The organism is Enterobacter sp. 22452, assembly GCF_052045065.1.
Classification (GTDB): Bacteria; Pseudomonadota; Gammaproteobacteria; order Enterobacterales; family Enterobacteriaceae; genus Enterobacter; species Enterobacter mori.
Genome location: NZ_JBQEOB010000008.1, coordinates 65,723 through 92,671, shown reverse-complemented (window position 1 = coordinate 92,671; position 26,949 = coordinate 65,723). Strand labels below are relative to the sequence as shown.

Below are 26,949 nucleotides of genomic sequence, written 5' to 3'. Positions count from 1 at the left end.
TTCTGCGTTAATAAAAAAGCGACCCGCTTAGTGTGGTCGCTTTTTTTTTACCGGGTGGCGCTGCGCTTACCCGGCCTACGATTGGCGATCGGCCTCATCATCCATCGGCAGCGGCCAGCCGCCCAGACGTTTCCAGCGGTTCACAATTTCACAGAACAGTTCTGCCGTACGCTCTGTGTCGTAGAGCGCCGAGTGCGCCTGGGTGCCGTCAAACTCAATCCCTGCCGTGATGCAGGCTTTAGACAAGACCGTTTGCCCCAGCGCCAGACCGCTTAGCGCTGCGGTGTCAAAGGTCACAAACGGATGGAACGGGTTGCGTTTCAGCGAGGCGCGCTCTGCGGCGGCCATCGTAAAGCTGTGGTCGAACGTCGCGTTATGGGCCACCATAATGGCGCGGCTACAGTCATTCTCTTTCATGCCTTTGCGCACCATTTTAAAAATGGCGTGTAGCGCGTCATATTCACTGACCGCGCCACGTAGCGGGTTTTTCGGATCGATACCGTTAAAGGCCAGCGCCTCTGGCTGCAGGTTTGCCCCTTCGAAAGGTTCAACATGAAAATGCAGCGTGGTGTCCGGTGTAAGCCAGCCCTGTTCATCCATCTTCAGCGTGATGGCGGCAATTTCAAGCAGCGCATCGGTTTTAGCGTTAAATCCGGCTGTTTCTACATCAATGACAACGGGATAAAAACCACGAAAACGGTCGCACAGACCGGTAAATTGAGCGTTATCGGACATCAGGGTCTCTTACAAGGGGAAAAAAGCAGTGCGCATTATGGCAAATTTTGAGAGGGGATGCAGTAAAACTACGGGCGCATAGTGCGCCCTGCGGGATCAGTTGCCCAGACCGCGGCCAGCGTCTTTGGCTTCGATCAGTTCGATTTTATAACCGTCGGGATCCTCAACAAACGCAATCACGGTGGTGCCGCCTTTTACCGGGCCCGCTTCACGCGTAACGTTGCCGCCGTTGCTGCGGATGCGCTCGCAGGCTTCCGCTGCGTTGTCCACTTCCAGCGCGATATGACCGTATGCGGTGCCCAGCTCATAGCTGTCCACGCCCCAGTTGTAGGTCAGTTCGATGACGGCTTCATCGGTTTCCGGGCCGTAACCCACGAACGCCAGCGAGTATTTGTATTCAGGGTTTTCGCTGGTGCGCAGCAGCGTCATGCCCAGAACGTTAGTGTAGAAATTGATGGAACGTTGCAGGTCGCCAACGCGCAGCATGGTGTGAAGTAGGCGCATAATTTCCTCATTAACCAATAGAATGGAGTAACTTTTTGAACAGAAACGATGTTTTAGTATAGCGGCGAAATGTCGCCGCTATCAATGCACAATGGGGGATTACAGCGAAGGGTAGTCGGTGTAGCCTTCCGCGCCGCCGCCGTAGAAGCTTTCAGGGCGCTGTGGGTTCAGCTCCGCTTTCTTCTGCAGACGGGCAACCAGATCCGGGTTCGCAATAAAGTCACGGCCAAACGCGACCGCGTCGATCAGACCTTTGCCGATCAGATCTTCCGCTTTTTCTGGGGTATACGCACCCGCACCGATGATCACACCGTGGAAGCGCTCGCGCACTTTCTGGCGGAATGCTTCTGTGTAAGGCTGGCCGCCTGCCCAGTCCGGCTCGGACATGTGCAGATAAGCAATACCGCGTTTCGCCAGCTCTTCAATCAGATACAGCGCGTCCGCTTCTTCGTTCGGGCCGTTGTCGACGTTCTGGAAAGAACCAATTGGGGAGACGCGAATACCAATACGGTCTGCGCTCCACTCTTTACAAACCGCATCCACCACTTCCAGGACCAGACGCGCGCGGTTTTCGACGCTGCCGCCGTACTGGTCCGTGCGGTGGTTAGAGGACGGTGACAGGAACTGGTGCAGCAGGTAACCGTGTGCAGAGTGCAGCTCAACCAGGTCGAAACCGGCTTCACGGGCGTTCGCCACGGCCTGACGGAAATCGTTCACAATGCCAGGGATCTCGTTCAGCTCCAGCGCGCGCGGCATGGAGGTATCGACGCGGATGGCGTTGCCGTTTTCATCGCGCAGGGACGTTCGGGTATTTGCGCTCAGGGCAGAAGCGGACACCGGAGCCTGACCGCCAGGCTGGATGCTGCTGTGCGAGATACGGCCGGTGTGCCACAGCTGAACCGCAATGCGGCCATCTTCTGCGTGCACGCCTGCGGTGATTTTCTTCCACGCGGCAATCTGTTCCGGGCTGTGCAGACCGGGTGCACCGGCATAGCCTTTCGCCTGGGCAGAAATCTGCGTGGCTTCTGAGATGATAAGGCCTGAGCTTGCGCGCTGACGGTAATATTCACCCATCAGAGGCGTTGGGATGTCACCCGGCTCGATGCTGCGAAGACGGGTCAGCGGGGCCATAAACACACGGTTTGGCGCGGTAACGGCGCCCACTTTCAGTGGGGTAAATAACTTTTCAGCGGACATAACGACTCCTGAGTAGACCAGTCGACTAGTAATAATGTAAATAAAAACGCCTGCTAAGCGCCAGGCGCAGTAATACTGCTTTTTACATGTGCCAGCGCGCTTTCGAGCGGCACGGCACTGCGAGAAATCTTGGCCTGCAGGTTGGCTCCTAACCAGAGGGAGTATAAAACCTGAGCCTGTGTTAGCGGGTCACCGGGGAAGGAGAGTGTGTTTTCATCACGCCCCTTCGCCAGCGCCTGCGCGAGCAGGGCGATAACCCCGCTGGCACCTTTATCCATCGCCGCGCGCATATCTTCGGAGAGATCGCACACTTCCGCAGAGAGTTTTACCGTCAGGCAACCGCTGATGATGCCCTGCTGACAGAACTGCGTCAGCGTTTCCTGATAGTAGTTCAGAACACGATCGCGGTAGTTACCTGCACCGCTGGCGAAGTGGGTGGCAAGGCGCTGATGGTAGCTGGCGTAATGCCGCTCCAGCATGGCCACGCCAAAGGCTTCTTTGGAGCGGAAGTAGTGATAAAACGACCCCTTCGGCACCTCAGCGGTTTTCAGTAACTCACTCAACCCCATACCGGTAAACCCGCGGTGCATGCAAAGACGCTCGCCGGTTGCCAGTAAATGTTCGCGTGTATCGTGTTCAGTGTGTCTGCTCATGGATGCACTCTAATAGACCGTTCGGTCTAATGCAAGCTTGCTGAGTGACGACATGGCGACAAAATATCCATCTGTTGCTGATAAACCGTTGATTTCACGTCCATCATACCCAGTACGGTGGCGAACAAATTGTCCTGCGATACCGCATCTTTTGCTGCATGGTCACGCAAACACTGCTCGTTGACGCCATAATTTTTCGCGTAGTCAGGTGAGAGCCAGAACATAAAGGGAATATGCGTTTGCTGCTCGGGCGCCAGCATGTACGGCGTACCGTGCAGATAAATCCCGCTTTCACCCAGTGATTCACCGTGATCGGAAAGATAAATCAGCGCCGTGTTCATGTTGGCCTGACGGGCTTTTAAGGCGTCAATCGTTTTACTGACCACACTGTCGGTATAGAGGATGGTGTTGTCATAGGTGTTCATCAGCGCCTGATGATCGCAGTCCTGAATTTCGTTGGTATCACAGGTTGGCGTAAATTTTCGGAAACTGTCCGGATAGCGTTTGCTATACGCCGGACCGTGACTGCCCATCAGATGGATAACCAGTACCGTGTCTTGCTTCAGACCGTCCAGCACATTATCCAGACGATAGAGATCCACATCATCAATGCAGGTTTTGTCTTTGCAGAATTGATCCAGTTTCCACTGCGTCATATCTGTGTGCGGCACACGATCGCAGGCACCTTTACAGCCGCCATCGTTATCGCGCCACAGCAGATTGATGCCTGCATGGTTAAGCACATCGAGCAGACCTTCCTGGTGACGCGCGAGGTCGGCATCGTATTTTTTCCGGGTCATGCCGGAAAACATACAAGGGACAGAAACGGCGGTTTCGGTACCACAGGACGAGGCCTGCGGGAAGTTAATGACGTCTTGCTTTTTCAGTTCCGGGTTAGTTTCGCGCCCGTAACCGTTGAGCGAGTAGTTTGCCGCGCGTGAGGCTTCACCGACGACCAGCACCAGCACGGTTTTTTTCTGCTGCCCGGCAATCAGTGGGCCTTTATGGGCATCTTCACCGATGCGTACCAGCGTTTGGTCGCCCGCAAACCAGCGCATTTTGCTGTATTTCACGACGGCGCTGACGTAGTTCGCTGGCGTGACCATTTTGACAATGCTTTTATTATTCCGAAACAGCGAGGCGTAATCTTTATAAAAGACAGCAGCCACCAGAATAATGACCAGAAGTGCCCCCAGCATTGCTGCAAAGCGCATCAGGAGCGCATACCACCATTTCCCGGTACGGATCCGCGTCAGTGCGAGTATGACGGAAGGGACAATACCGGCAACGGCAATCCACAGGATCATCTGCGGCGTGAGCAGTGCCGTGGCTTCCTGGGAATTGGTTTCAAACACGTTCACAATCATGTTCTGATCGATAACCGCGCCGTAGGTGTACATAAAGTAGGTCGCGGCAGCACATCCCATGGTCAGGACAATCAGCAGCGGCTTACGAATAAAGGGAATATTAAGCAGGCTAAAGACAATCACCCAGCCGCAAAACAGCACCAACGGTACGGAAGCGGCGAAGAGGATATCGTGCAGATGTGCAGGGGCGATAATGGCCCAGCTGCGCTGAATAAAAAGTGCATTTAGCGCAGTGAAGAAAAGCGCACAACCCAGAGTGAATTTAATATCGTTACAGTGTAACTTTTTTGCAAACCACATCATAAGCAAACCATTCTTTATAGTGATGCGGCGAGTATAGAGAGGGAAGATTAGTGAAACCTTAATGCCACAAAACGGTGGTAAATCTCTTGCACAGTAGGCGCATAACGTCTTCACTGTAAGTGATGGTCGATTTGTGGAGGTGAGTGTGGCAGAGCAACTGGAATTTTTCCCCATCCAGAGCCCGTGCCGGGGGATTTGTCAGGTTGATGAACGCGGCTATTGCCGTGGGTGTATGCGTACCCGTGACGAGCGGTTTAACTGGCAAAACTTTAGCGATACACAAAAGCAGGACGTGCTTCGCCTCTGCCGACAGCGTCTGCTGCGCAAAATTCGCGCAAACAAAGCGGGGGAAACCGAAGAACCCCAGCAACCTTCACTGTTTTAACACGGTAATTGCGTATACTCATGACATCACGTTCTTGAGGAAAATGTTATGGTTCAGCGTATTACCCTTGCCCCGCAGGGCCCGGAATTCTCCCGTTTTGTCATGGGCTACTGGCGTTTGATGGACTGGAATATGTCCCCGCTTCAGCTGGCAAGCTTCATTGAAGAGCATCTCGATTTAGGCATCACCACCGTCGATCATGCCGACATCTATGGCGGCTATCAGTGTGAATCTGCCTTCGGTGAGGCGCTAAAGCTGGTGCCAGCCCTGCGTCAGCGGATGGAGATCGTCACCAAGTGCGGGATCGCCACCACCGCGAAACCTGAAAACGCGCTCGGCCACTACATTACCGACAGCGCACACATTATTAAGAGTGCCGAGCAATCTCTGGTGAATCTGGCAACCGATCATATCGATCTGCTGCTGATCCATCGTCCGGACCCGTTGATGGATGCCGATGAGGTGGCGGAAGCGTTTCTGAATCTGCACCAGAGTGGCAAAGTCCGACACTTTGGGGTGTCTAACTTCACCCCGGCGCAGTTTGCGCTCCTGCAATCGCGTCTGCCGTTTACCCTGGCCACTAATCAGGTCGAGATTTCTCCAGTACACCAGCCGCTGCTGCTGGATGGTACGCTCGATCAGCTGCAGCAGCTGCGCATCCGTCCTATGGCGTGGTCATGCCTGGGCGGCGGTCGTTTGTTCAATGACGATGAATTCCAGCCCCTGCGTGACGAGCTGGAAACCGTTGCCCGCGAACTGAATGCCGAAAGCATTGAGCAGGTGGTCTATGCGTGGATCCTGCGTCTGCCGTCTAAACCACTGCCGATTATCGGTTCGGGTAAAATTGAGCGTGTGCGGTCCGCGTTGGCGGCCGAAGAGCTGCAGATGAGCCGTCAGCAGTGGTTCCGCATCCGCAAGGCCGCGCTGGGTTACGACGTACCATAAACCGCCATAAGGTGGCTTTCCGGTGAAATCTTTGCCTCTGGTATACACTTAAGGGGCAAAAAATAACCAGCGGAGGTCATATGAAGCGTTTTGCTCTGGCATTGGTCACGCTGGTTGTTTGCGCAGGGGCGCAGGCAGCCAGCGACGAAGTAGAAATGAATCTCGTCACCTCACAGGGGGTAGGTCAGTCCATCGGTACGGTGAAGATCACGGAGACCGATAAAGGACTGGAGTTCGCCCCCAACCTCAAAGCACTTCCTCCCGGTGAACATGGTTTCCATGTCCATGCTAAAGGCAGCTGTCAGCCCGCTTTAAAAGAAGGCAAACCGTCGGCGGCGGAAGCTGCAGGGGGTCACCTCGATCCGCAGCATTCCGGCAAGCATGAAGGCCCGGAGGGAATGGGGCATTTGGGCGATTTGCCTGTGCTGGTGGTGAACAATGACGGTAAAGCGACGGATCCGGTGGTGGCGCCTCGTCTGAAAAAGCTGGACGAGGTGAAAGGGAAAGCGCTGATGATCCATGTCGGCGGCGATAACATGTCCGATCAGCCTAAACCCCTCGGGGGTGGCGGAGCACGCTATGCCTGTGGCGTGATCTGATCCCCAATCGTTCCCGGTGGCGGTGCCTGTTCCAGCTGCGACAGCGAGCAGTGCAGGCGCCAGATTATCGAGGCCAAATCACGAGCCGCGGGCAGGTGATGCCGCGCAAGGGTATCGCAGATCCGCTGCAGTTCAGCCAGCGTGGTTTCCAGCGGCCGCTGCTGGACGCCGCGCTCGCTCATCACATCACGTAGCAGGGAGAGGCAGACATCACGCACCTGCGACAGCGGGTCGGAACGCGTTTCCCACGCACGAAGCTGCCAGACGACGTGTGAACAGTTCAGCAGTACCACGCCCCAGCGTAACAGCCAGCGGCGGGAAAGAGAGTCCTGGCTATTATTGAGCTGGCTGACATGGTGATAAACCAGCGATTCATACTCACTTTCACGCAGATGCGGTTTACGGCTAAGCTGGTCGACAAATCCCCGTCTTAGCTCACGGATATGTCTGCGGCTTTTACGCGCATCAGAACCCGGCCGCAGTACGGCGAACGCCAGCCACGCCAGACCCACACCGAGGATTTTCGCCAGATTGTCATTGAGAAAGTCGGTGTAATCATACACCGGTGGATTCGTCACTGAGATAAACGACCCCATAAAGACAATCAGCTGCCCCCAAAGACCGGCCAGCCTGGGCATTTGCAGCTTCAGCAGCTGCATGGTGGTTAACAGCGGGAACAGGAACAGCAGGAACTGCCACAGGTCGCTTATCTGAACCATCAATCCGAACTTCACCACAAAACTGAACAGCGACAGCAACAGCAGCGTGCGCAAAAGCAGCGTAAGCGAGTTAAACGGTGACGCGGCAACGGAATAGAGCACGCAGCTGATGGCGGCAAGCGTCAAGGCCGCAGAGCCGGATTCCCACTGCGTGGTGATGCTCCACGCGCCAACGAGGGTAAGGGCGCAAAAGGTGCGAAAACCGCTCCACAGCGCTTCCATATAGTCGGTGTGGCGCGCCAGCGCCGGGCTGCTGGGGACGGTGAATTCCGTTATTGGACTGGAATTTTCGACCGCGTTGATCCAGCGACTGCTTCGCAGATACAGCCGACAAAAATAGTTCAGGCGCTGCCAGAACGCGCGGTGACGGTAATCGTACTCATCGACGGGAACGAGCGGGGCGATGATCCTTGCCACGGTGTAGATGTCCGTATCCGGGCGGGCGAGGGCAGTCAGCAAGGCATCAATGACGGCGCGCGTGTTGGCAGGCGGCGTGGGCCAGTTGAGCAGCATTCGACGCAGGCTGGAGATAGCGCTGGTCATCCGCAACTGCTGATGCAGCAAATAGTTAAGGAGTTTGTTCTGACGACGAAAGCGATAGTGGCTCCAGAAGGCCTGAATGCGCAGAAGATTCATGGTCAGGATCTGCCCGATGACCTTTTCGTGGGCCAGACGGATTTCATCGTTGGTATCTGGTTGCCAGAGAAGGCTTGCATGCTCCAGTAAGCGGGCATGCATGGTCTTCAGGGCGGTGATAAGCGCTGTACCGTCGGAGGTACTGGGCAGGATCATCATCATAAACCCACCGCTAAGAATGCCGACAATCACTTCACAGACGCGTGCCTGGGCAATGTCCCATAGCTCGGTGGTGTCGAGTACATTCACTACGGGAAAGGCAATAATGGCGGCGGTATAACCCGCCAGCTGGAATGCGTAGGCAACGTTATTGGTAAAATGGGCGCAGGCCCAGGTACAAAACCCCAGCCAGGCCGCCATGCTCAGTAAAAAGAGCCACGGATCGTTTAGCGTATGCCCCGCAATGATTAACGCTGCGGTGGCTCCCAGCAGGCTTCCGGCCACGCGCCCCAGACTTTTGCTGATGACCCCACCGACGGTCGGGAAGCTTACCACCGCCGCAGAGGTCATCGCCCAATAGGGTTCATCCAGATTCAGGTAATAGGCGACGGTCAGCGCAAGGCACATGGCAATGCCGTTTCGCAGCGCGTAACGCCACTGAGGGCGCGATGCTTTTACCCACGGAAGGTTTTGCCAGGAGAGCACCCGCAGGTTCATCTGCGCGTTCCGATAGAAACAGTACAGGTCGTGCCTGAAACCAGCGTGAGATTCTGGGGCAGGTTATCAAACTCTACGCGAACCGGAACGCGCTGTGCCAGACGAACCCACGGAACGTTAGGTTTAATATCGGGTACCAGGCCGGAATCCGTCTCAACGCTTTGATCGTAAATGGCGCGCCCAATGCTGGAAACGTGACCCTGTAACCTGTTCGAACCGCTGTAGAGGGTGATGGTTGCAGGTGCCCCTTCCTGAATATGCCGAAGCTTGGTCTCTTCAAAATAGCCCACGACATAAAAAGAGTGGCTGTCGACTAAGGCAAAAACGGGTTGACCGGTAGTGGCATAGTTCCCCACGCGGGCAGAGAGGTTTGTCACCCAGCCATCGACCGGTGCTTCCACCACCGTTTGCGTTAACGCCCACTGCGCCTGCTTGAGCGTCGCTTCCGCCACGTTAACGCTGGCTTGCATAGCCTTAACGTTTATGTTGGCAGTGTCTAAATCTTCGGCAGAGATATAGTTTTGCGACAAATGCCGACGGCGGGTCGCTTCGTTATTGGCTTTCGCGAGATCGGACTGCGCTTTCGCTAGCTGTGCCTGGGCGTTGAGGATGGCGATATGAAAGGGCGTATCATCAATACGGAATAAAACGTCTCCCTTTTTGACGAACTGGTTATCCTTAACAAGAAGCGTCGTGATGCTTCCAGACACCTGCGGTGTGATGCTGACCTGCTCAGCCCGAATTTTACCGTCGCGTGTCCAGGGGGACTGCATGTAATAGTTCCACATCCACCAACCGGCAATCAGCGCCAGCGCCAGAACAAGAAGAGTGGAAAAGTATTTCAGCGTTTTCAGAGACATATTCACCACACGGTCAACACAGCAAGGCCCAGGCATACGGAGAGGGCAAACAGGGAGAGATCCATCAGCATGGGGTGCCAGATCTCGCCGGAATACATCCAGTCTCGCAGGAGTCGGTGTGCGACAAGCCAGATAGCAAAGCCCACCAGTACGGCTTTAAACAGGGGAGGAAAATAGACTGATGCACCAAAGATCAGGTCCTGGAGGGGTAACCCCGTGGAGTTTAACGAGAACGTCACGAGCAGTGGTCCTTTGCAGTGAACTGAGTGCCACGATGGCCTGTCTTACAATGAAGTAACATGTGTATTCAGTGTAAATCATACTTTTATTAATGTTGAATGCAGTAATGCATTTGTTTTGGCAATATAAATACTGCACACTATTCTAAAATCAGTATAATAACTTAGCAAGCTAATTATAAGGAGATGAAATTGGAATCGCCATTAGGTTCTGATCTGGCAAGGTTGGTACGCGTCTGGCGTGCTCTGATTGACCATCGCCTGAAACCTCTGGAATTGACACAGACGCATTGGGTCACGCTGCATAACATTCATCAGCTACCGCCCGAGCAGTCGCAAATTCAACTGGCAAAAGCGATCGGTATTGAGCAACCGTCACTGGTGCGTACGCTCGATCAGCTGGAAGAGAAAGGACTCATCTCCCGGCAAACCTGTGCCAGCGATCGTCGCGCGAAGCGGATTAAACTGACGGAAAAAGCGGCGCCTATCATTACTGAGATGGAAGCCGTTATCAGTAAAACGCGAGGTGAAATCCTCTCCGGAGTATCACCTGAAGAACTGGAAATGCTCATCAGCCTCATTGGGCGTCTTGAGCAAAACATTCATGAGTTGCAGTCACGCGACTGAGAAGTAAAAAAGGCCTTGCATGAGCAAGGCCTTTCTCTTTTTACTGGAAAATCACCACGCGGTTTCGGCCAGTCTCTTTGGCCTCGTACATCGCCTTATCCGCACTTTCTACACACTTCTCGGCGGTTATGTCCGACGATGTTGCCGTGAAGACGCCCATACTGATCGTAATCGGCTCTGGCAGTTGCCCCTCACTGCTGGCTTTATCAAAGCTGCTTAACTTTATACGGATGCGTTCAGCGACCTGGCGTGCCTCTTCTGAAGAGGTATTTTCCAGCATCAGGACAAACTCCTCGCCGCCGATACGTGCCGCGATATCTTGCGGTCGCACGGAATCCATCAGCAGGTTAGAGACAAACTGCAGCACCTTGTCGCCCTGCAAGTGCCCGTAGTTGTCGTTAATGCGTTTGAAGCGATCGAGATCGCTGACAATCACCGAAACCGGACGGCTGGCTTTGGCGATAGCCAGCGCCTGATTTAATGAATCATAAAAATAACTGCGGTTATAAAGACGCGTCAGCGGATCGCGAATCGAGTTCTGATAAGACTGCTGATACTTTAAATGTGATTCACGATACAAATTGAAAACGTCGTAAAGCAGGACAAAAATAATAAGCAGCGTCGCGACAGTTTCAAATAAACGGGCGCGATACCAGGAGATATCTTCGGCATGCCCACCCACTAACAGCATTGACAGCGTGACCACATAACAGACGCAGAGGAAATTCCCCCCGACCCAGAAAAGGTTGCGTACGCGCGTAATAAACATCAGCGTTGCTAATGTCACTATCCACAGCACAATTAATGAAATATTAATGCACTGGCTCCAGAGAACCATAAACTGGCGGGTTTCATTATCCACCAGGTCAATTGATAACAAATCTGAATGACTTGAATAGACCCAGGCCAGAAACACGGTACAAAAGGTAAAGACAAATAACCCGCTAATAATTGAAACATGCGTCAGCCGTGACAGTGGCTGATTCCGCGTGGTGTAGAGTAATGCCGAGACGATGATCAGTATCGCCATCAACAGATGGCGGAACATGTAGTAAATCATCGCATCGTTATAGTTGACGACATTAAATTGATAGAGATCCAGCCAGGCCGGGAAACTCGACAGCGTGCCAATCATCAACAATGCCGAACCGGCAAAGGCGAAGGCGATCGCTACCAGATACAACCGTTTCCTGTCACACCAGTATTTCATTGCCATAAAACAGGCAATAAAGAGGTGAAATACCAGCAGGAAAATGGTGAGCGTCGGGAACAGAAACGGTGAAAAGGAGGGGATCCATTCCACCAGTTTGATAAATAACGTTTGTAATATCCCGATGACAACAATGCAACCGAGACAGAACGAGATATAACGACCTTTTACAAAACGACTCATCGCAAGCATATAATTTTTAACAAAGTTATAATGAATTAAAAGAGCTAAGTGCGATGAGTCTAATCTATTAATTCAATAAATACTTTGCGCAGAAACAATATCGGATAACATTAATAATAAGTGCAATAAATATATATTGTAAATATATTCATTCAAATGATGTATTTTGTAAATGGATGTGGCCCGAGAGCCACATCCGTTATCAGATTAACGCGGGGAAACCGTCACCTGACGGCCATTGCTCGCCAGAACAACACGCTGGCCAGCGGAGAAACGGGTGCTGCCTTGTTTCTGAACGACCATAATGGTGCTACCGTCATCTTTGCGGATTTCCAGCTCCACGCCCTGGGTTTTGTTCATCGCACCCTGAACGCCCTGGCCTGCGACACCACCGGCAACGGCACCAGCTGCTGTCGCTAGCGAACGGCCCGTACCACCGCCTACGGTGTTACCGAGGAAGCCGCCCAGAACCGCACCGCCAATAGCACCCACTACGTTGTTTTCATCGCCGCCCTGAATTTGAACAGGACGCGCATTAACAATGGTACCGTAAGTCACGTTCTGAACTTGTTTAGCCTCAGAAGCGCTATAGACGTCGCCAGAAAGTGAACTGTCATTCACACAACCAGCGAGTGTTAAACCAATCAGCGAAACGCCCAGTACACGTAAAATCATTTGAATCTCCTGTTCACCCAAAACGCCCGGTTCGGGCATCCATTATGGCTAAATTATATGGCATTACGGGCCATACTTCATATCTTTGCACTAACTATCAGAAAATTGTACTTGAATTTGGCTTAACGGAAGATAAACGGACTTCCCGCGTGCCGCCTGTCTGACATTGTTAAAAAATATTATCTCCGCATAGCAAAGCACCGCTGTTTATGGTGGAGTGGATATCCTTAGCCCACTCAACGTAAGGAAAGCGCATGAAATCGGGTCGCTATATCGGTGTGATGTCTGGGACCAGTCTTGACGGTGTCGATGTCGTTCTGGCCGCCATTGATGAAAACATGGTGGCGCAGCAGGCGAGTCTGACCTGGCCTATCCCCGTTTCGCTCAAAGAAGACATTTTGAGCATTTGCCAGGGCCAACAACTGACGCTTTCGCAGCTGGGACAGCTCGATGTGCGGCTGGGGGCGCTGTTTGCAGAGGCTGTTTTAGCCCTGATGCGCAAAGAGAATCTGCAACCGCAGGATGTGGTCGCCATTGGTTGTCACGGTCAGACCGTCTGGCATGAACCCACCGGCGACGCGCCGCACACGTTGCAAATCGGTGATAATAATCAGATTGTGGCAAAAACAGGTGTCACCGTGGTGGGGGATTTTCGTCGCCGCGATATTGCGCTGGGCGGGCAAGGTGCGCCGCTGGTGCCCGCGTTCCATCACGCGTTGCTGGCACATCCGGTTGAGCGCCGTATGGTGCTTAATATCGGCGGGATTGCAAACCTGTCGATGCTGATCCCCGGCCAGCCCGTGCGCGGGTACGATACGGGGCCGGGCAATATGTTAATGGATGCCTGGATCTGGCGTCAGTGCGGGAAGCCCTATGATAAAGACGCTGAGTGGGCCAGCGAAGGCAAAGTCATTCTTCCGCTGCTGCAGTCCATGCTAAGCGATCCCTGGTTTGCGCTGCCCGCGCCGAAGAGTACGGGGCGCGAGTATTTCAACTACGGCTGGCTTGAACGCCAGCTGGCGCAGTTCCCTGCGCTGGCACCACATGATGTTCAGGCCACGCTCACCGAATTGACCGCAGTGTCGATATCCGAACAGGTTCTCCTCAGCGGAGGGTGCGAACGCCTGCTGGTGTGTGGCGGAGGGAGCCGCAATCCGCTGGTGATGGCGCGTCTGGCGGGGCTACTGCCGGGTACTGAAGTCACCACAACGGATGAAGCCGGGATCAGCGGTGATGATATGGAAGCGCTGGCCTTCGCCTGGCTTGCCTGGCGTACCGTTGCCGGTTTGCCCGGTAATTTACCTTCTGTCACCGGCGCGCGGGAGGCAAGCGTCCTCGGGGCGATTTTCCCGGCAAATCCGCGTCATAATCAGAGTTAACTGAAATTCATCATGGCGTGTCGTCGTTAGAATGGAATGAAACAGGAGGGCAGCGATGCCCTCCAGGACCAGGAAAGTCTTCGGAATACGCCCATGAAAAAACTTCTTCTTATTGCCGCGCCTTTATTGCTGTCAGGATGCAGCGTCTATAACCAGCTCCTTGAGCGCATGCAGACCGATACGCTGGAGTATCGCTGCGATGAAAAGCCGCTGACTGTTAAGCTGAATAATCCGCGTCAGGAAGCCAGTTTTGTCTACGACAACAAACTGCTGACCCTGAAACAGGGGATGTCGGCTTCCGGGGCGCGTTATACCGACGGGATTTACGTGTTCTGGTCGAAAGGTGACAGCGCAACGGTCTACAAACGTGACCGCATTGTGCTGAACAATTGCCAGCTCGAAAATCCGAAGCGTTGAGATTTTCACAGGGGCGGCGCACAATAGCGCCACCCAATCTCAATGTCAGCTAACGCCATGTCAGATAACGACGAACTGCAGCAAATTGCGCATCTGCGCCGTGAATACACCAAAGGCGGCTTGCGTCGCCAGGATCTTCCCGCTGAACCCCTTGTGCTTTTCGAACGCTGGCTGAAACAGGCCTGTGAAGCGAAACTCGCCGACCCCACCGCCATGGTTGTCGCGACGGTTGATGAAAATGGTCAACCGTATCAGCGCATCGTATTGCTCAAGCATTATGACGAGAAAGGGCTGGTGTTTTATACCAACCTGGGCAGCCGCAAAGCGCACCATCTGGAAAACAATCCTCGCATCAGCCTGCTGTTTCCGTGGCACATGCTGGAGCGTCAGGTGATGGTGACAGGCAAAGCGGAACGTCTTTCGACGCTGGAAGTGGTGAAGTATTTCCACAGCCGCCCGCGCGACAGCCAGATTGGCGCCTGGGTTTCAAAACAGTCCAGCCGTATTTCTGCCCGCGGCGTGCTGGAAAGCAAATTCCTCGAACTCAAACAGAAGTTCCAGCAGGGTGAAGTGCCCCTGCCAAGCTTCTGGGGCGGTTTCCGCATCCCCATTGAGCAGATGGAATTCTGGCAGGGGGGCGAACACCGCCTGCACGACCGCTTTTTATACCAGCGCGACAACGGCGGCTGGAAAATCGACAGACTGGCACCGTAATCCCCGAAATTTGTTGATTTAAGCGCTAGCGCGCACCGCGCTTGCGCTTTATTCTATGGTCCTTTCGCATCAGGCGAAAAGTCGTGTACCGGCAAAGGTGCAGTCGTTTATACATGGAGAATTTGATGGCAAGCAGTAACTTGATTAAACAATTGCAAGAGCGGGGCCTCGTGGCCCAGGTGACGGACGAGGAAGCGTTAGCAGAGCGACTGGCGCAAGGCCCGATCGCGCTCTATTGCGGCTTCGATCCCACCGCTGACAGCTTGCATTTGGGGCATCTTGTTCCATTGTTATGCCTGAAACGCTTCCAGATGGCGGGGCATAAGCCTGTTGCCCTGGTGGGCGGCGCAACCGGTCTGATTGGTGACCCAAGCTTCAAAGCCGCTGAGCGTAAACTGAACACCGAAGACACCGTGCAGGAGTGGGTGGATAAAATCCGCAAACAGGTGGCACCGTTCCTCGACTTCAACTGTGGCGACAACTCCGCAATTGCTGCTAACAACTACGACTGGTTTGGTGGCATGAACGTGCTGACCTTCCTGCGTGATATCGGCAAACACTTCTCTGTTAACCAGATGATTAACAAAGAAGCCGTGAAGCAGCGTCTGAACCGTGACGACCAGGGCATCTCCTTCACCGAGTTCTCCTACAACCTGCTGCAGGGCTATGACTTTGCCTGCCTGAACAAACTGCACGGCGTTTCCCTGCAGATTGGGGGATCTGACCAGTGGGGTAACATCACTTCCGGTATCGATCTGACCCGCCGTCTGCATCAGAATCAGGTCTTCGGCCTGACCGTTCCGCTGATCACCAAAGCCGACGGCACCAAATTCGGTAAAACTGAAGGCGGCGCGGTGTGGCTCGATCCGAAGAAAACCAGCCCGTACAAATTCTACCAGTTCTGGATCAACACGGCGGATGCCGATGTTTATCGCTTCCTGAAGTTCTTCACCTTTATGGACATTGAAGAAATCAATGCGCTGGAAGAAGAAGACAAAAATAGCGGTAAAGCGCCACGCGCGCAGTACGTGCTGGCGGACGAAGTGACCAAACTGGTTCACGGTGAAGAAGGTCTGGCCGCGGCAAAACGCATTACCGCAAGCCTGTTCAACGGTACCCTGAGCGATCTGAGCGAAGCGGACTTCGAACAGCTGGCGCAGGACGGCGTGCCAATGGTTGAGATGGAGAAAGGCGCTGACCTGATGCAGGCACTGGTGGATTCTGAGCTGCAGCCGTCTCGCGGTCAGGCGCGTAAAACCATCGCGTCTAACGCCATCACCATCAACGGTGAGAAGCAGGCTGACCCGGAATACGCCTTCGTTGACGGCGATCGTCTGTACGGACGTTACACGCTGCTGCGTCGCGGTAAGAAAAATTACTGTCTGGTCTGCTGGAAGTAATTAAAAGTACACAGGGGCGTGGGAAACCACGCCCCTTTTGTTTTTACAGGGTTTGGTAAGAAAAAATGAAGAACATCCTCGCCATCCAGTCCCACGTTGTTTTTGGGCATGCTGGCAACAGCGCAGCGGAATTCCCGATGCGCCGCCTCGGTGCCAACGTCTGGCCCCTCAATACCGTACAGTTTTCAAACCACACGCAATACGGCAAATGGACCGGCTGCGTGATGCCGCCATCGCACTTGACGGAGGTTGTGCAGGGTATTGCCGAAATCGACCAGCTTAAGCGCTGTGACGCGGTGCTGAGCGGCTATCTCGGTTCAGCAGAACAGGGGGAACATATCCTGGGGATCGTTCGTCAGGTGAAAGCGGCGAATCCGGCGGCAAAATATTTTTGCGATCCGGTCATGGGACACCCTGAAAAGGGCTGTATTGTCGCGCCCGGCGTGGCGGAGTTCCACGTCCGCCACGCGCTGCCGGCTAGCGATATTATTGCGCCAAATCTGATCGAGCTTGAAATCCTCTGCGAGCATCCGGTCAACAGCGTAGAAGAGGCTGTAAGCGCCTCTCGCGAGCTAATTGCTCAGGGGCCTGAGATTGTCCTGGTGAAGCACCTTGCGCGCGCAGGGTTAAGCCAGGACCGTTTTGAGATGCTGCTGGTGACGAAAGACGAGGCATGGCACATCAGCCGTCCGCTGGTGGATTTTGGTACGCGTCAGCCGGTTGGGGTGGGCGATGTGACCAGCGGCCTGCTGCTGGTGAAGTTGCTCCAGGGGACGGCTCTGCGGGATGCGCTGGAGCATGTGACCGCAGCAGTTTATGAAATTATGATGGCGACGAAAAACATGCAGGAATATGAGCTGCAGGTGGTGGCAGCGCAGGATCGTATCGCGAAGCCCGAGCATTATTTCAGCGCAACCCAATTGTAAAAGCAGGGATATGTAGGCCGGGTAAGCGCAGCGCCACCCGGCAATACAGAGCGCTCGGATTAATTCAACCCTTCCGCCTTCAGCGCCGCCGCTACGGCAGGGCGTGCCGCTACGCGTTCCATATACGACGCAATATGATCTAACCCTTCCAGGTTCAGCTTAACCGCGCGCGCCCAGCGCAGAACGGTAAACAGATACGCATCAGCAATGGTGAAACGCGCGCCGCAGATCCACTGATCGTCTTTCAGTGATTCATTAATGTACTGCATCTTTTTCTCAAGTAACGCACGTACGGTCGGTTTGTACTCTTCCGGGGTATCCGGGCGGAACAACGGCGTAAAGCCTTTGTGCAGCTCGGTCGCGATGTAATTAAGCCACTCAAGGGTTTTATAGCGAGAGATACTGCCTGTGGGTGCCAGCAGCTGACGATCCGGCACGTTGTCGGCCAGATACTGCATAATCGCCACGCCTTCGGTCAGCAGCGTACCGTCATCCAGCAGCAAAGCCGGAACTTGTCCTTTCGGGTTAATCGCAAAAAAATCATCGCCGTTTTCGAGGCGCTTTTTCATCAGGTCAACGCCGTCCAGCGTGAAATCTTTGCCGCTCTCGCGAAGAGTGATATGGGAAGCAAGAGAGCAGGCGCCCGGTTTGTAGAACAGTTTCATCGGTAACTCCTTTTTGCTGAGGTTTCAGCTATGTTAGTGCGCGTTCGGATAAAAAAAAAGCCGCTAATGCTTTAGCGGCTTCTTTCCATTCAGTCGTTTCCCGATGACATTACGCGGTAGCGGTTTCGGTCGCTTTAGACGTTTTGTCGTCGTCCTGAGTCATGCGGTTCAGCTTAGGCGCGGTCAGCAGCATCAGCACAGCGATAACCGCCGTGGCAATACCAATCTGCATGAACACTGTGCCGTACACGTTCAGGGAAAGCAGTGGGTCAGTTACGTTTTCCGGAACCGCCATCAGATTAGCAATCTTACCTGCAATGATTGCCGCACCCGCAGTGGTCAGGAACCAGCTACCCATGATGAAGCCCATCAGACGCTGTGGCACCAGCTGTGCAACCATCGCCAGGCCCAGACCGGAGATCATCAGCTCACCGATAGACTGCAGGGCGTAGCTCAGGATCAGCCAGTTAACGGAGACGATACCCGCGTCGGACGCAAATTTCGTTCCCAGCGGCAGCACCAGGAAGGCGCAAGAACACAGCACCATGCCCACGGCGAACTTGTGCGGCATTGGCAGACGGTCACCCATCTTGTTATAGATAGCGGCCAGAATCGGGGAACCAATCATGATCCAGAACGGGTTCAGAGCCTGGAACTGCTCAGGTTCGAACGCGATACCGAGGATTGAATGTTCAACGTTACGGATAGCGAAGAAGTTCAGGGAAGTTGGCATCTGGCTGTACAGCACGAAGAAGATAATCGCTTCAAGCATCAGGATGAACGCGACAATCATCTTACGACGTGCAGCGCCCTGCATGGCGAAGGCTTCTTTCGCAAAGATGCAGACGATACCCAGCGCAACCACGCCCAGAACCGCACGTGCAACGCCCTGGTTGTGCAGCAGCCAGGTGGCGATCGCGGCGAGAACGACAACGCCCGCGATGGTGGCCAGCAGTTTACCCATGTGAACCGGTTCGAAGTCTGGCTTAGAACCGTAGTCTTTAACCCAGCTGCGGCAGAACAGGAAGTTCACAACGGTGATCAGCATACCCACGAAGCTCAGCGCAAAGGCCACGCTCCAGCCGAATTTCGCTGCCAGCCATGGTGTTGCCAGCATGGAGAAGAATGAGCCGATGTTGATGGACATGTAGTACATGGTAAATGCACCGTCCAAACGTGGGTCATCTTTGTTGTAGCAGGTAGAGAGCAGGGAGGACGGGTTCGCTTTGAACAGGCCGTTACCAACGGCAATCGTTGCCATACCCATATAGACCACAGCCGCATCGTGTCCAGACCATGCAACCAGACCATAGCCAATCGCCAGGACAATGGCGCCCAGCATAATGACGCGTTTGGTGCCGAGGACTTTGTCACCCAGCCAGCCGCCGATAGCAACCAGACCGTACACCAGAGCACTGAAGGAGGAGAACAGCGTGATGGAATCCGCTTCGGACATACCCAGTTGTTTAACCAGGTAAACCGCCATGATCCCTTGCAGGCCGTAATAACCAAAACGCTCCCATAACTCGATAGAGAAGATGAGATAGAACGCTTTCGGCTGTTTAAAAGCGTTGAGACTCACGCTTTCATTTGTTGGTTTATTGTTTGCAGTAGACACATATACCTCTTTTTTTACATCCCATATTAACGGGGGTGTTCATAGCGTGATGACCGTAGTCCATCCGCTTTATAGTTATATTGGGAGGGGAAACGGCGGGTAATGTTCACTATCCTGACCCATCTGGCAATATGTTTGAAATACTCTGTTACATTTAACTGAGGTGGTATAATCCACGGGTCACATAAATGTTATTCAGCGTTAAATTTCATCCGTTGCGTTTTGTTAGTTTTTTTCACTACCCCAAACCCTTTTCCAGCCCGCTATGGCGATATGTTCTGCTATTTGACCTTCTGGGTAGTGATATAGCCCATAATCTGAAAAATGACTGGTCTTATATGCGGTAAATGAACGGTTAATTCTTATCGGGTAAAGGTTTTGCGAGGGGTTTGACAACAAAAATCCAACATGACGTTATCAGAGTGATCTTGATCACAGATGTATAGAAATTTTTGGTGATGAAAAAACTATTAACCTGTTTGAGTGTTAAATAGCCGAACAATCCATAAGGTGGGATAGCGAAAAAACGGACAAATTACGGTCAAAAGGAAGGTATGCAGATGGCCTTCCTTTTGTAGGGTTTTGATTCAGAAGTAAATACACTAAAGCGATCAGGGATAGACTTTTTCTTTATATTCGCAGAGATCTTCGATGATGCAGGAGCCGCAGCGAGGCTTGCGTGCGATGCAGGTATAGCGGCCATGCAAAATCAGCCAGTGATGACAGTCGACCTTAAATTCCGCCGGAACGACTTTTAATAACTTCTCCTCTACCTGTTCAACGTTTTTGCCAGGTGCAAAGTTGGTGCGGTTAGAGACGCGGAAAATGTGCGTATCGACGGCGATAGTCGGCCAGCCGAACGCCGTATTCAGCACCACGTTCGCCGTTTTGCGTCCGACGCCGGGAAGTGCCTCCAGCGCGGCGCGATCCTCCGGCACTTCGCCTCCGTGCTGTTCCAGCAAAATCCGGCAGGTTTTGATCACGTTCTCGGCCTTGCTGTTAAACAGGCCGATGGTTTTGATATACGACTTCACGCCTTCGACGCCTAACTCAAGCATCGCCTTCGGCGTGTTGGCCACCGGATAGAGCAGGGCGGTGGCTTTATTGACGCTGACATCGGTAGCCTGCGCAGAGAGCAACACGGCGATCAGCAGCTCAAACGGGGAGGTAAAATTCAGCTCCGTCGTCGGGTGCGGGTTCTCGTCCCGCAGACGGGTCAGGATCGCAATGCGCTTTTCTTTATTCATGAAGCCTTCTCGGGTGTCCCTTCCAGAACGCTACGCTCAGCCGCGCGGCGCTTACGTTTTTCATCAATCAGGTATTTTATCGCCAGCATCATGCCAAGGCCAATAAAAGCACCCGGCGGCAGCATGGCCAGCAGGAAAGGCGTATCGGTGTGGAACACTTCAATACGCAACGCTTTTGCCCAGCCGCCGAGCAGCGCATCTGCACCGTCAAACAGCGTACCGTTGCCGAGGATCTCACGAAGCGAGCCGAGGACAAACATGGCGCCTGTCGCCCCCATACCGATGGCGAAACCGTCAAGCGCCGACATCGCCGGGCTGTTCTTCACGGCAAATGCCTCGGCACGCCCGACCACAATACAGTTGGTCACGATCAGCGGAATGAAGATCCCAAGCGACTGATACAGGCCAAACGCGTAAGCGTTAATCAGCATCTGAACGATACTCACCACCGACGCGATGATCATGACGTAAATCGGAATACGGATCTCCGAAGGCGTCCAGCGGCGCAGTGCGGATATGGACAGGTTAGTCAGGGTCAGCACCAGCGTGGTCGCCAGCCCCAGACCGAGTGCGTTGGTCGCAGTCGAGGTGACGGCCAGCAGTGGACACATCCCCAGAAGCTGCACCAGCGCGGAGTTGTTCTTCCACAGTCCCTGAACAATAACCTCTTTAACCTGGCTCATGGCTACTCCTCACAGGCCGGAAGATTGTTAATCTGCGCAGGCAGCGTTTCAGCATACAGCCCGGCGCGTTTTACGGCGTTAACCACGGCACGCGGCGTGATGGTCGCACCCGTGAACTGGTCGAACTCACCGCCATCTTTCTTCACCGCAAACGCGGCGTCATTTTCGCCGTGGATCACTTTACCGGCAAAGTGCAAAATCCAGTCGCTTAAGCGCGTTTCAATTTTATCGCCAAGTCCCGGCGTTTCGTGATGCTCCGTCACACGGGTACCCAGTACGGTACCGGAAAAATCGCTGCCGACGAGCAGTTGAATGGCTCCGGAATAACCGTCGGGGGCCGTGGTTTCCATGACTGCACCCACAGGCCTATCCCCTTTGCGGGCGATAAAGACGCGGTGCGAGCCTTTCCCAAGCTGCGGCGCTTCTACAACAAAGCAGCTTTTCTGCAGGTCGTTATCGTAGAAGTCAGACGGGATCACCTGATCAAACAGCGCTTTTTGCTGCTTTGCCGCCTGCTCATCAATCGTCGATTTGGTCAGCTCGTTCACCAGCGCCGTCAGGCCGGTCAGTACCGCAGCGAAAATAGCCAGCGTGACACCGTGTTTTTGCATGGTCTTTAACATGGCGAAACCCTTAGCGATGACCGTACACGCGCGGACGCGTGTAGTAGTCGATGAGCGGAACGGTAATGTTGGCGAGCAGGACGGCGAACGCTACCCCATCCGGATAACCGCCAAAACTGCGAATCAGCCACACAAGCAGACCCGCCAGCGCGCCGAAGATCAAACGGCCACGATTGGTGGTCGACGCCGTAACCGGGTCGGTAAGAATAAAGAATGCACCCAGCATGGTCGCGCCGGAGAGCAGATGCATCTGCGGGCTGGCCAGTGACTCAGGAGAGAAGACCCATCCCAGCGTAGCGCAAACCGCCAGCGTCACGAGGAAGCTGACGGGAATATGCCAGCGGATCGCTTTTTGTTGCAGCAGGAACAGGCCGCCCAGCAGATACGCCAGGTTGACCCACTGCCAGCCAGCACCTGCCAGCACGCCGCTGTAGATGGCGGATTTCATGATCTGCTCAACGCTGTGCCCGGCGTGCAGGGACGTTTTAAAGGTATCGAGAGGCGTTGCCTGGCTGATACCGTCCACGCCCATACGCAGCGCGTTCATATCCGCGCCGAGGGCCGTATGGCCGGTAAAGATAACGTGCAGGGCATCCATAAAGCCAGGAACCGTGGCGGCAATTTCATGGGGGGGCAACCAGCTGGTCATCTGCACCGGGAAGGAGATCAGCAGAACAACATAGCCGATCATTGCCGGGTTAAACGGGTTATGCCCGAGCCCGCCGTACAGCTGCTTGGCGATAATCACCGCAAACACGGTACCCAGCACCACCATCCACCATGGGGCAAACGGTGGAATACTGATCGCCAGCAGCAGACCGGTCAGTAACGCGGAGTTGTCAGCGAGAATGCGGGAGACCGCCATTTTTCGCAGCTTCAACACGAGCGCTTCCGCCGCTAACGCACTGGCGCAGCCAAGGACCAACTGGAAAAGGGTTCCCCAGCCGAAAAACCAGAACTGAACGGCGATGCCAGGCAACGCCGCCAGGCAGACCAGCATCATGATGCGCGATGTCTGGCGCTGGTTATGGGTGTAAGGGGAACTTGCGATTCTGAAAACCATTTAATCCTCGTTAACTGCTTGTTGTGCGGCTTTCTTCGCCTGAACGCGCGCAATCGCGGCGGCGACGGCGGCTTTGCGTGGATCGTCGTTTGCGGCCTGCGGCTGCTCTTCCTGCTGGGCGGCTTTGCGCGCTTTGGCCCGAGCGATAGCGGCTTCGACAGCGGCTTTGCGAGGATCAACCGGCACTTCGGGCTCCGCAGTTTGCGCCTGCTGCGCTGCTTTGCGCGCTTTCGCGCGTGCAATGGCCGCTTCGACAGCAGCTTTACGCGGATCCTCAGCGTCTTTCTTAACAACCACGTCCTGCTGACCAGCTTTACGGGCTTTGGCACGGGCAATTGCCGCTTCAACCGCCGCTTTACGCGGATCGACACCCGTTTCCGGCTGGGCAGTTTCTGCTTTCTCTGCCTGACGGGCGCGAGCCTGGGCCTTGCGCGCTTCGCGTGCCGCAATCGCTTCGCTGTTATCCGGTTTTTCGCCAGCCGGGATCACCAGGGTTTGCGTTGCAGTGGCTTTTTTCTCACGCACGCGCGCCAGTGCAGCGTTGATGGCGTCCTGATCTTTCTCACCAGGCTGAACGGCAGCCTGTTTATGGCGCTCCTGGCGGGCGATTTTCTCGCGTTCGAGACGCGCCTGACGGGCTTCAAAGCGCGCCTTGGCTTCGGCTGCGCGCTTCTCTTCCATTGAGATGGCATAAATCTCAGCCTTCTCCTGACGGAAGTATTGCACCAGCGGAATATTGCTTGGGCAGACCCAGGCGCAGGCACCGCATTCAATGCAGTCGGCAAGATTGTGGGCTTGCGCTTTGTCGTGCAGTTGGCCTTTGCTGTACCAGTACAGCTGCTGCGGGAGCAGATCCGCCGGGCAGGCATCAGCACAGGCGCTGCAGCGGATGCAGCCTTTTTCTTCCTGTTCTTCACCCATCTCGGTCGGAGAGGGGGCGAGCAGACAGTTAGTAATTTTGATGACCGGGACATCCAGCCACGGCAGGGTAAAGCCCATCAGCGGGCCACCCATGATCACCATCTGGTCGCTACCAGGGCAAAACTCGGCCTGCTCCAGCAGATGACGCACCGGCGTACCCAGACGCGCCCAGACGTTGCCTGGACGGGACACCGATTCACCGGTCAACGTCACCACGCGCTCGGTTAGCGGCTCGCCGTCAATCACCGCACGTTTTACCGCATACGCCGTACCGACGTTTTGCATCAGCACGCCGATGTCAGAGGAGCGGCCACCGTGCGGTACTTGTTTACCAGTGAGGATCTGGGTCAGCTGCTTTGCGCCGCCAGACGGGTATTTGGTCGGGATGACGCGCAGGCTAATATCATGGCAACCCGCCAGCACGGCCCGCAGCATGGAAATGGCCTGCGGCTTATTGTCTTCAATGCCGATCAGCACTTCTCGTGGCTGAAGAATATGGGCGAGAATGCGTATACCTTCCACCACCTGGGCGGCACAGTCCTGCATCAGACGGTCATCGGCGGTGATATAAGGTTCGCATTCCGCAGCGTTGATGATTAGCGTGTTAATTTTGTCGCCACCGCCGCGCAGTTTGGTACCCGTCGGGAAACCTGCGCCGCCAAGACCGGCCACGCCGAACTGATGAACGCGTTCAATCAGCTCTTCGCGGCTGCGGGAACGGTAATCGCTCCAGCCGTCACGGTCGATCCAACGGTCTTCGCCGTCGGCTTCAATAATCACGCTCAGTTCAGACAGCGCTGAAGGGTGCGCGACGGTATGTGGGGCGATCGACACCACTTTACCGGAGGTGGGGGCGTGTACCGGCAGCATTCGTCCCCGACCAAAGGTCAGCGGCTGGCCGCGAAGAACGGTATCGCCTTCTTTAACGCAGAGTTCGCCTTCCGCGCCGATATGCTGTTTGAGCGGCATAACGTAACGCGTCGCCAGCGGAATTTGTCGCAGCGGCGTGCCGTTTGACTGGGTTTTCATCTCCGGGGGATGGATACCGCCGTCGAAGTCCCAAATCTTCTCTTTTCTGAAAGCAGAAAATAACTTAAGCATGTTGTTCCACAGGAATATTGCGAACCGGAATGATCTGAAGATCCCATTTCCAGCTTTCGGTAGTCGTTTCAACCGGGCGCAGTTCTATGCACTGCGTTGGGCAGGGGGCCACGCAAAGGTTACAGCCGGTGCACAGATCGGCCACAACGGTGTGCATGGCGCGGGTTGCGCCCACAATGGCATCAACAGGGCAAGCCTGAATACATTTGGTGCAGCCGATGCAGTTCGCTTCGTCGATCACCGCGAGGGCGCGAACCGGCTCCTGCACCTCGGCATCGCCGTCGACAGGTTGCGGGTCAACGTTAAGCAGGGCGGCAATTTTGAGCATCACCGCTTCGCCACCGGGCGCACAGCGGTTGATTTTTTCACCCTGCACGCCAACCGCTTCGGCATAAGGCCGACATCCGGGGTAGCCACATTGCCCGCACTGGCTTTGCGGCAGCAGCTCGTCAATTTTTTCGACAACGGGATCGTCCTCAACCGCGAAACGGCGGGAGGCGTAACCCAGAATCAGGCCAAACACCAACCCCAGTACGCTGATGGAGGCGATGGCAATCCAGATAGCATTCATTACAACTTCACCAGACCACTAAAGCCCATAAAGGCCAGAGACATTAAACCTGCCGTCACCAGTGCAATGGCGTTTCCGCGGAAGGGCGCGGGAATATCCGCTGCAGCCAGACGTTCACGAATAGAGGCAAACAGAACCATGACCAGTGAGAAACCGACGGCGGCAGAAAAGCCGTACAGCGCCGATTGCATGAAGTTATGCCCGAGGTTGATGTTCAGCAACGCCACCCCGAGTACGGCGCAGTTGGTGGTGATCAGCGGCAGGAAGATACCCAGCAGGCGATAGAGCGCCGGGCTGGTTTTGCGCACCACCATTTCGGTAAATTGCACGACGACCGCAATGACCAGAATAAAGGACAAGGTGCGCAAATAGATCATGTCCAGCGGGATCAGGATCCAGGTATCAATCAACCATGCGCAGATGGACGCCAGCGTCATGACGAAGGTTGTCGCTAGCCCCATGCCCATCGCGGTCTCCAGTTTTTTGGAAACCCCCATAAAAGGACACAGGCCAAGAAACTTCACCAGAACGAAGTTGTTAACCAGCACAGTGCCGACAAAGAGCAGTAAGTAATCGGTCATTATTCAGCCTGAAATAAAAAAGCCGCCTATTATCGGACAAAGCACGACAGGCGACAACAGGTTAACAGTAAGGTTATTACGGGTTCACGAAGGTTTTCTTCACCCGCGTCGAACGCTTGAAGTAAGGGACCAGCAGCGCAGCAGCCAGTAACGGGAATAACAGCTGGCGAACCGCTAGCGCGTCAGAAACCGGAGAAAAAGCAAAGGCTTTCACCGCCAGCAGCACGGAAATCAGCAGCCAGATAATATAATGTTTTGGCACACTTTTGCGGCGCTTAAAGAACGCAATGGTCAACCAGAGCGTGTAGTACCACATCCCGATGGCGAAGACGAACGAGGCAAACCACAACGCAATATTAAGCACACTTTGCGACATCAGGGTCTGAATGGCATGAGGTGTGATCAGCGCGGTGGTATAGAGTAACAGCGCAAGCGATGCGCTTAATAATGCAACCAGCAGCCATGCCAGCGGGGCGATTAACCAGCCTCCAATTCTTTCTCCAGGCGATACGGTCATGCTCTCTCCCATAGTCTGCGCGAAAGGGT

The 26,949-nt window shown here is 54.5% G+C and carries 29 protein-coding genes; 9 read left to right on the top strand and 20 right to left on the bottom strand.

Annotated elements, in window-relative coordinates:
* Positions 1-75 precede the first annotated feature (75 nt).
* The 5 genes from rnt to eptA form a co-directional block, all read right to left on the bottom strand.
* Positions 76-735: a ribonuclease T gene (gene rnt, locus ACTJJA_RS20000; RefSeq protein WP_042718996.1), complete on the bottom strand. Its 660-nt coding sequence runs from the start codon at positions 733-735 to the stop codon at positions 76-78.
* A gap of 96 nt (positions 736-831) precedes the next feature.
* Positions 832-1,239 carry a lactoylglutathione lyase gene (gloA, locus tag ACTJJA_RS19995; RefSeq protein ID WP_010430317.1) on the bottom strand — a complete coding sequence of 136 codons (408 nt, stop codon included), beginning with the start codon at positions 1,237-1,239 and terminating at the stop codon, positions 832-834.
* 99 nt (positions 1,240-1,338) lie between these two features.
* Positions 1,339-2,436, bottom strand: a complete 1,098-nt coding sequence (locus tag ACTJJA_RS19990) for an alkene reductase (protein ID WP_010430318.1) — start codon at positions 2,434-2,436, stop codon at positions 1,339-1,341.
* A gap of 53 nt (positions 2,437-2,489) precedes the next feature.
* Positions 2,490-3,089, bottom strand: a complete 600-nt coding sequence (locus tag ACTJJA_RS19985) for a TetR/AcrR family transcriptional regulator (RefSeq protein WP_100166913.1) — start codon at positions 3,087-3,089, stop codon at positions 2,490-2,492.
* Between the two features lie 26 nt (positions 3,090-3,115).
* A complete protein-coding gene (gene eptA, locus ACTJJA_RS19980) occupies positions 3,116-4,756 on the bottom strand; it encodes a phosphoethanolamine transferase EptA (RefSeq protein ID WP_440669036.1) in 1,641 nt (546 codons plus the stop codon).
* Positions 4,757-4,904: 148 nt separating this feature from the next.
* Here eptA and ACTJJA_RS19975 point away from each other — a divergent pair, with 148 nt between their 5' ends.
* The 3 genes from ACTJJA_RS19975 to sodC all read left to right on the top strand — a co-directional run bounded on the left by ACTJJA_RS19975 (position 4,905) and on the right by sodC (position 6,688).
* Positions 4,905-5,144 carry a DUF1289 domain-containing protein gene (locus ACTJJA_RS19975; protein WP_010430327.1) on the top strand — a complete coding sequence of 80 codons (240 nt, stop codon included), beginning with the start codon at positions 4,905-4,907 and terminating at the stop codon, positions 5,142-5,144.
* A gap of 48 nt (positions 5,145-5,192) precedes the next feature.
* Positions 5,193-6,089 (top strand): aldo/keto reductase, encoded by an 897-nt coding sequence (locus ACTJJA_RS19970; protein WP_089600251.1) that lies wholly within the window; start codon positions 5,193-5,195, stop codon positions 6,087-6,089.
* 80 nt (positions 6,090-6,169) lie between these two features.
* Positions 6,170-6,688 carry a superoxide dismutase [Cu-Zn] SodC gene (gene sodC, locus ACTJJA_RS19965; RefSeq protein WP_010430333.1) on the top strand — a complete coding sequence of 173 codons (519 nt, stop codon included), beginning with the start codon at positions 6,170-6,172 and terminating at the stop codon, positions 6,686-6,688.
* Here the strand turns inward: sodC and ACTJJA_RS19960 are convergent.
* From ACTJJA_RS19960 to ACTJJA_RS19950, 3 genes are read right to left on the bottom strand one after another with little or no spacing between them, the layout of a single operon-like run.
* Complete coding sequence (locus ACTJJA_RS19960; protein ID WP_440669006.1) at positions 6,667-8,700, bottom strand: FUSC family protein; 2,034 nt, start codon at positions 8,698-8,700, stop codon at positions 6,667-6,669. The genes sodC and ACTJJA_RS19960 overlap by 22 nt on opposite strands.
* On the bottom strand, positions 8,697-9,560 hold the full coding sequence (locus ACTJJA_RS19955; RefSeq protein ID WP_256459706.1) for an efflux RND transporter periplasmic adaptor subunit: 864 nt from the start codon (positions 9,558-9,560) through the stop codon (positions 8,697-8,699). The genes ACTJJA_RS19960 and ACTJJA_RS19955 overlap by 4 nt, the downstream gene beginning before the upstream one ends.
* Before the next feature lie 2 nt (positions 9,561-9,562).
* Positions 9,563-9,799 carry a DUF1656 domain-containing protein gene (locus ACTJJA_RS19950; RefSeq protein WP_010430338.1) on the bottom strand — a complete coding sequence of 79 codons (237 nt, stop codon included), beginning with the start codon at positions 9,797-9,799 and terminating at the stop codon, positions 9,563-9,565.
* 186 nt (positions 9,800-9,985) lie between these two features.
* On the opposite strand from ACTJJA_RS19950, the gene slyA reads away from it, so the two are divergent.
* On the top strand, positions 9,986-10,426 hold the full coding sequence (gene slyA / locus ACTJJA_RS19945; RefSeq protein WP_029485052.1) for a transcriptional regulator SlyA: 441 nt from the start codon (positions 9,986-9,988) through the stop codon (positions 10,424-10,426).
* 40 nt (positions 10,427-10,466) lie between these two features.
* Here slyA and ACTJJA_RS19940 read toward each other — a convergent pair whose 3' ends face one another.
* Entirely contained in the window at positions 10,467-11,828 is a 1,362-nt protein-coding gene (locus tag ACTJJA_RS19940; protein WP_440669005.1) for an MASE4 domain-containing protein, read from the bottom strand.
* Positions 11,829-12,026: 198 nt separating this feature from the next.
* Entirely contained in the window at positions 12,027-12,494 is a 468-nt protein-coding gene (gene slyB, locus ACTJJA_RS19935; RefSeq protein ID WP_420985646.1) for an outer membrane lipoprotein SlyB, read from the bottom strand.
* 254 nt (positions 12,495-12,748) lie between these two features.
* On the opposite strand from slyB, the gene anmK reads away from it, so the two are divergent.
* From anmK to pdxY, 5 genes are all read left to right on the top strand, one after another.
* Entirely contained in the window at positions 12,749-13,873 is a 1,125-nt protein-coding gene (gene anmK, locus ACTJJA_RS19930; RefSeq protein ID WP_440669004.1) for an anhydro-N-acetylmuramic acid kinase, read from the top strand.
* 93 nt (positions 13,874-13,966) lie between these two features.
* Complete coding sequence (mliC, locus tag ACTJJA_RS19925; RefSeq protein ID WP_023335447.1) at positions 13,967-14,290, top strand: C-type lysozyme inhibitor; 324 nt, start codon at positions 13,967-13,969, stop codon at positions 14,288-14,290.
* Positions 14,291-14,347: 57 nt separating this feature from the next.
* On the top strand, positions 14,348-15,004 hold the full coding sequence (gene pdxH, locus ACTJJA_RS19920; protein ID WP_003857601.1) for a pyridoxamine 5'-phosphate oxidase: 657 nt from the start codon (positions 14,348-14,350) through the stop codon (positions 15,002-15,004).
* 125 nt (positions 15,005-15,129) lie between these two features.
* Positions 15,130-16,404 (top strand): tyrosine--tRNA ligase, encoded by a 1,275-nt coding sequence (tyrS, locus tag ACTJJA_RS19915; RefSeq protein ID WP_211445817.1) that lies wholly within the window; start codon positions 15,130-15,132, stop codon positions 16,402-16,404.
* A gap of 65 nt (positions 16,405-16,469) precedes the next feature.
* Positions 16,470-17,330 (top strand): pyridoxal kinase PdxY, encoded by an 861-nt coding sequence (gene pdxY, locus ACTJJA_RS19910; protein WP_120158808.1) that lies wholly within the window; start codon positions 16,470-16,472, stop codon positions 17,328-17,330.
* Positions 17,331-17,389: 59 nt separating this feature from the next.
* Here the strand turns inward: pdxY and gstA are convergent, their stop codons facing one another.
* The 10 genes from gstA to ACTJJA_RS19860 form a co-directional block, all read right to left on the bottom strand.
* Positions 17,390-17,995 carry a glutathione transferase GstA gene (gene gstA, locus ACTJJA_RS19905; protein ID WP_023299960.1) on the bottom strand — a complete coding sequence of 202 codons (606 nt, stop codon included), beginning with the start codon at positions 17,993-17,995 and terminating at the stop codon, positions 17,390-17,392.
* A gap of 109 nt (positions 17,996-18,104) precedes the next feature.
* Positions 18,105-19,613, bottom strand: coding sequence for a dipeptide/tripeptide permease DtpA (gene dtpA / locus ACTJJA_RS19900; protein WP_010430365.1), 1,509 nt, complete (start codon positions 19,611-19,613; stop codon positions 18,105-18,107).
* A 611-nt stretch (positions 19,614-20,224) separates the two neighbouring features.
* On the bottom strand, positions 20,225-20,860 hold the full coding sequence (gene nth, locus ACTJJA_RS19895) for an endonuclease III (RefSeq protein ID WP_008500570.1): 636 nt from the start codon (positions 20,858-20,860) through the stop codon (positions 20,225-20,227).
* Entirely contained in the window at positions 20,857-21,543 is a 687-nt protein-coding gene (locus ACTJJA_RS19890; protein WP_010430367.1) for an electron transport complex subunit E, read from the bottom strand. Before ACTJJA_RS19890 ends, nth begins: the two co-directional genes overlap by 4 nt.
* A 2-nt stretch (positions 21,544-21,545) precedes the next feature.
* Complete coding sequence (gene rsxG, locus ACTJJA_RS19885; RefSeq protein WP_212473806.1) at positions 21,546-22,166, bottom strand: electron transport complex subunit RsxG; 621 nt, start codon at positions 22,164-22,166, stop codon at positions 21,546-21,548.
* 10 nt (positions 22,167-22,176) lie between these two features.
* A complete protein-coding gene (gene rsxD, locus ACTJJA_RS19880; RefSeq protein WP_089599515.1) occupies positions 22,177-23,229 on the bottom strand; it encodes an electron transport complex subunit RsxD in 1,053 nt (350 codons plus the stop codon).
* A complete protein-coding gene (rsxC, locus tag ACTJJA_RS19875) occupies positions 23,230-25,251 on the bottom strand; it encodes an electron transport complex subunit RsxC (protein WP_440669003.1) in 2,022 nt (673 codons plus the stop codon). It lies immediately after the preceding gene.
* Positions 25,244-25,822, bottom strand: a complete 579-nt coding sequence (gene rsxB, locus ACTJJA_RS19870) for an electron transport complex subunit RsxB (protein ID WP_440669002.1) — start codon at positions 25,820-25,822, stop codon at positions 25,244-25,246. The genes rsxC and rsxB overlap by 8 nt, the downstream gene beginning before the upstream one ends.
* The gene (rsxA, locus tag ACTJJA_RS19865) at positions 25,822-26,403 is read right to left on the bottom strand and encodes an electron transport complex subunit RsxA (protein WP_010430378.1); all 582 of its coding nucleotides are present in this window, start codon (positions 26,401-26,403) and stop codon (positions 25,822-25,824) included. Before rsxA ends, rsxB begins: the two co-directional genes overlap by 1 nt.
* Before the next feature lie 76 nt (positions 26,404-26,479).
* The gene (locus tag ACTJJA_RS19860; protein WP_010430380.1) at positions 26,480-26,920 is read right to left on the bottom strand and encodes a DUF2569 domain-containing protein; all 441 of its coding nucleotides are present in this window, start codon (positions 26,918-26,920) and stop codon (positions 26,480-26,482) included.
* Positions 26,921-26,949 lie beyond the last annotated feature (29 nt).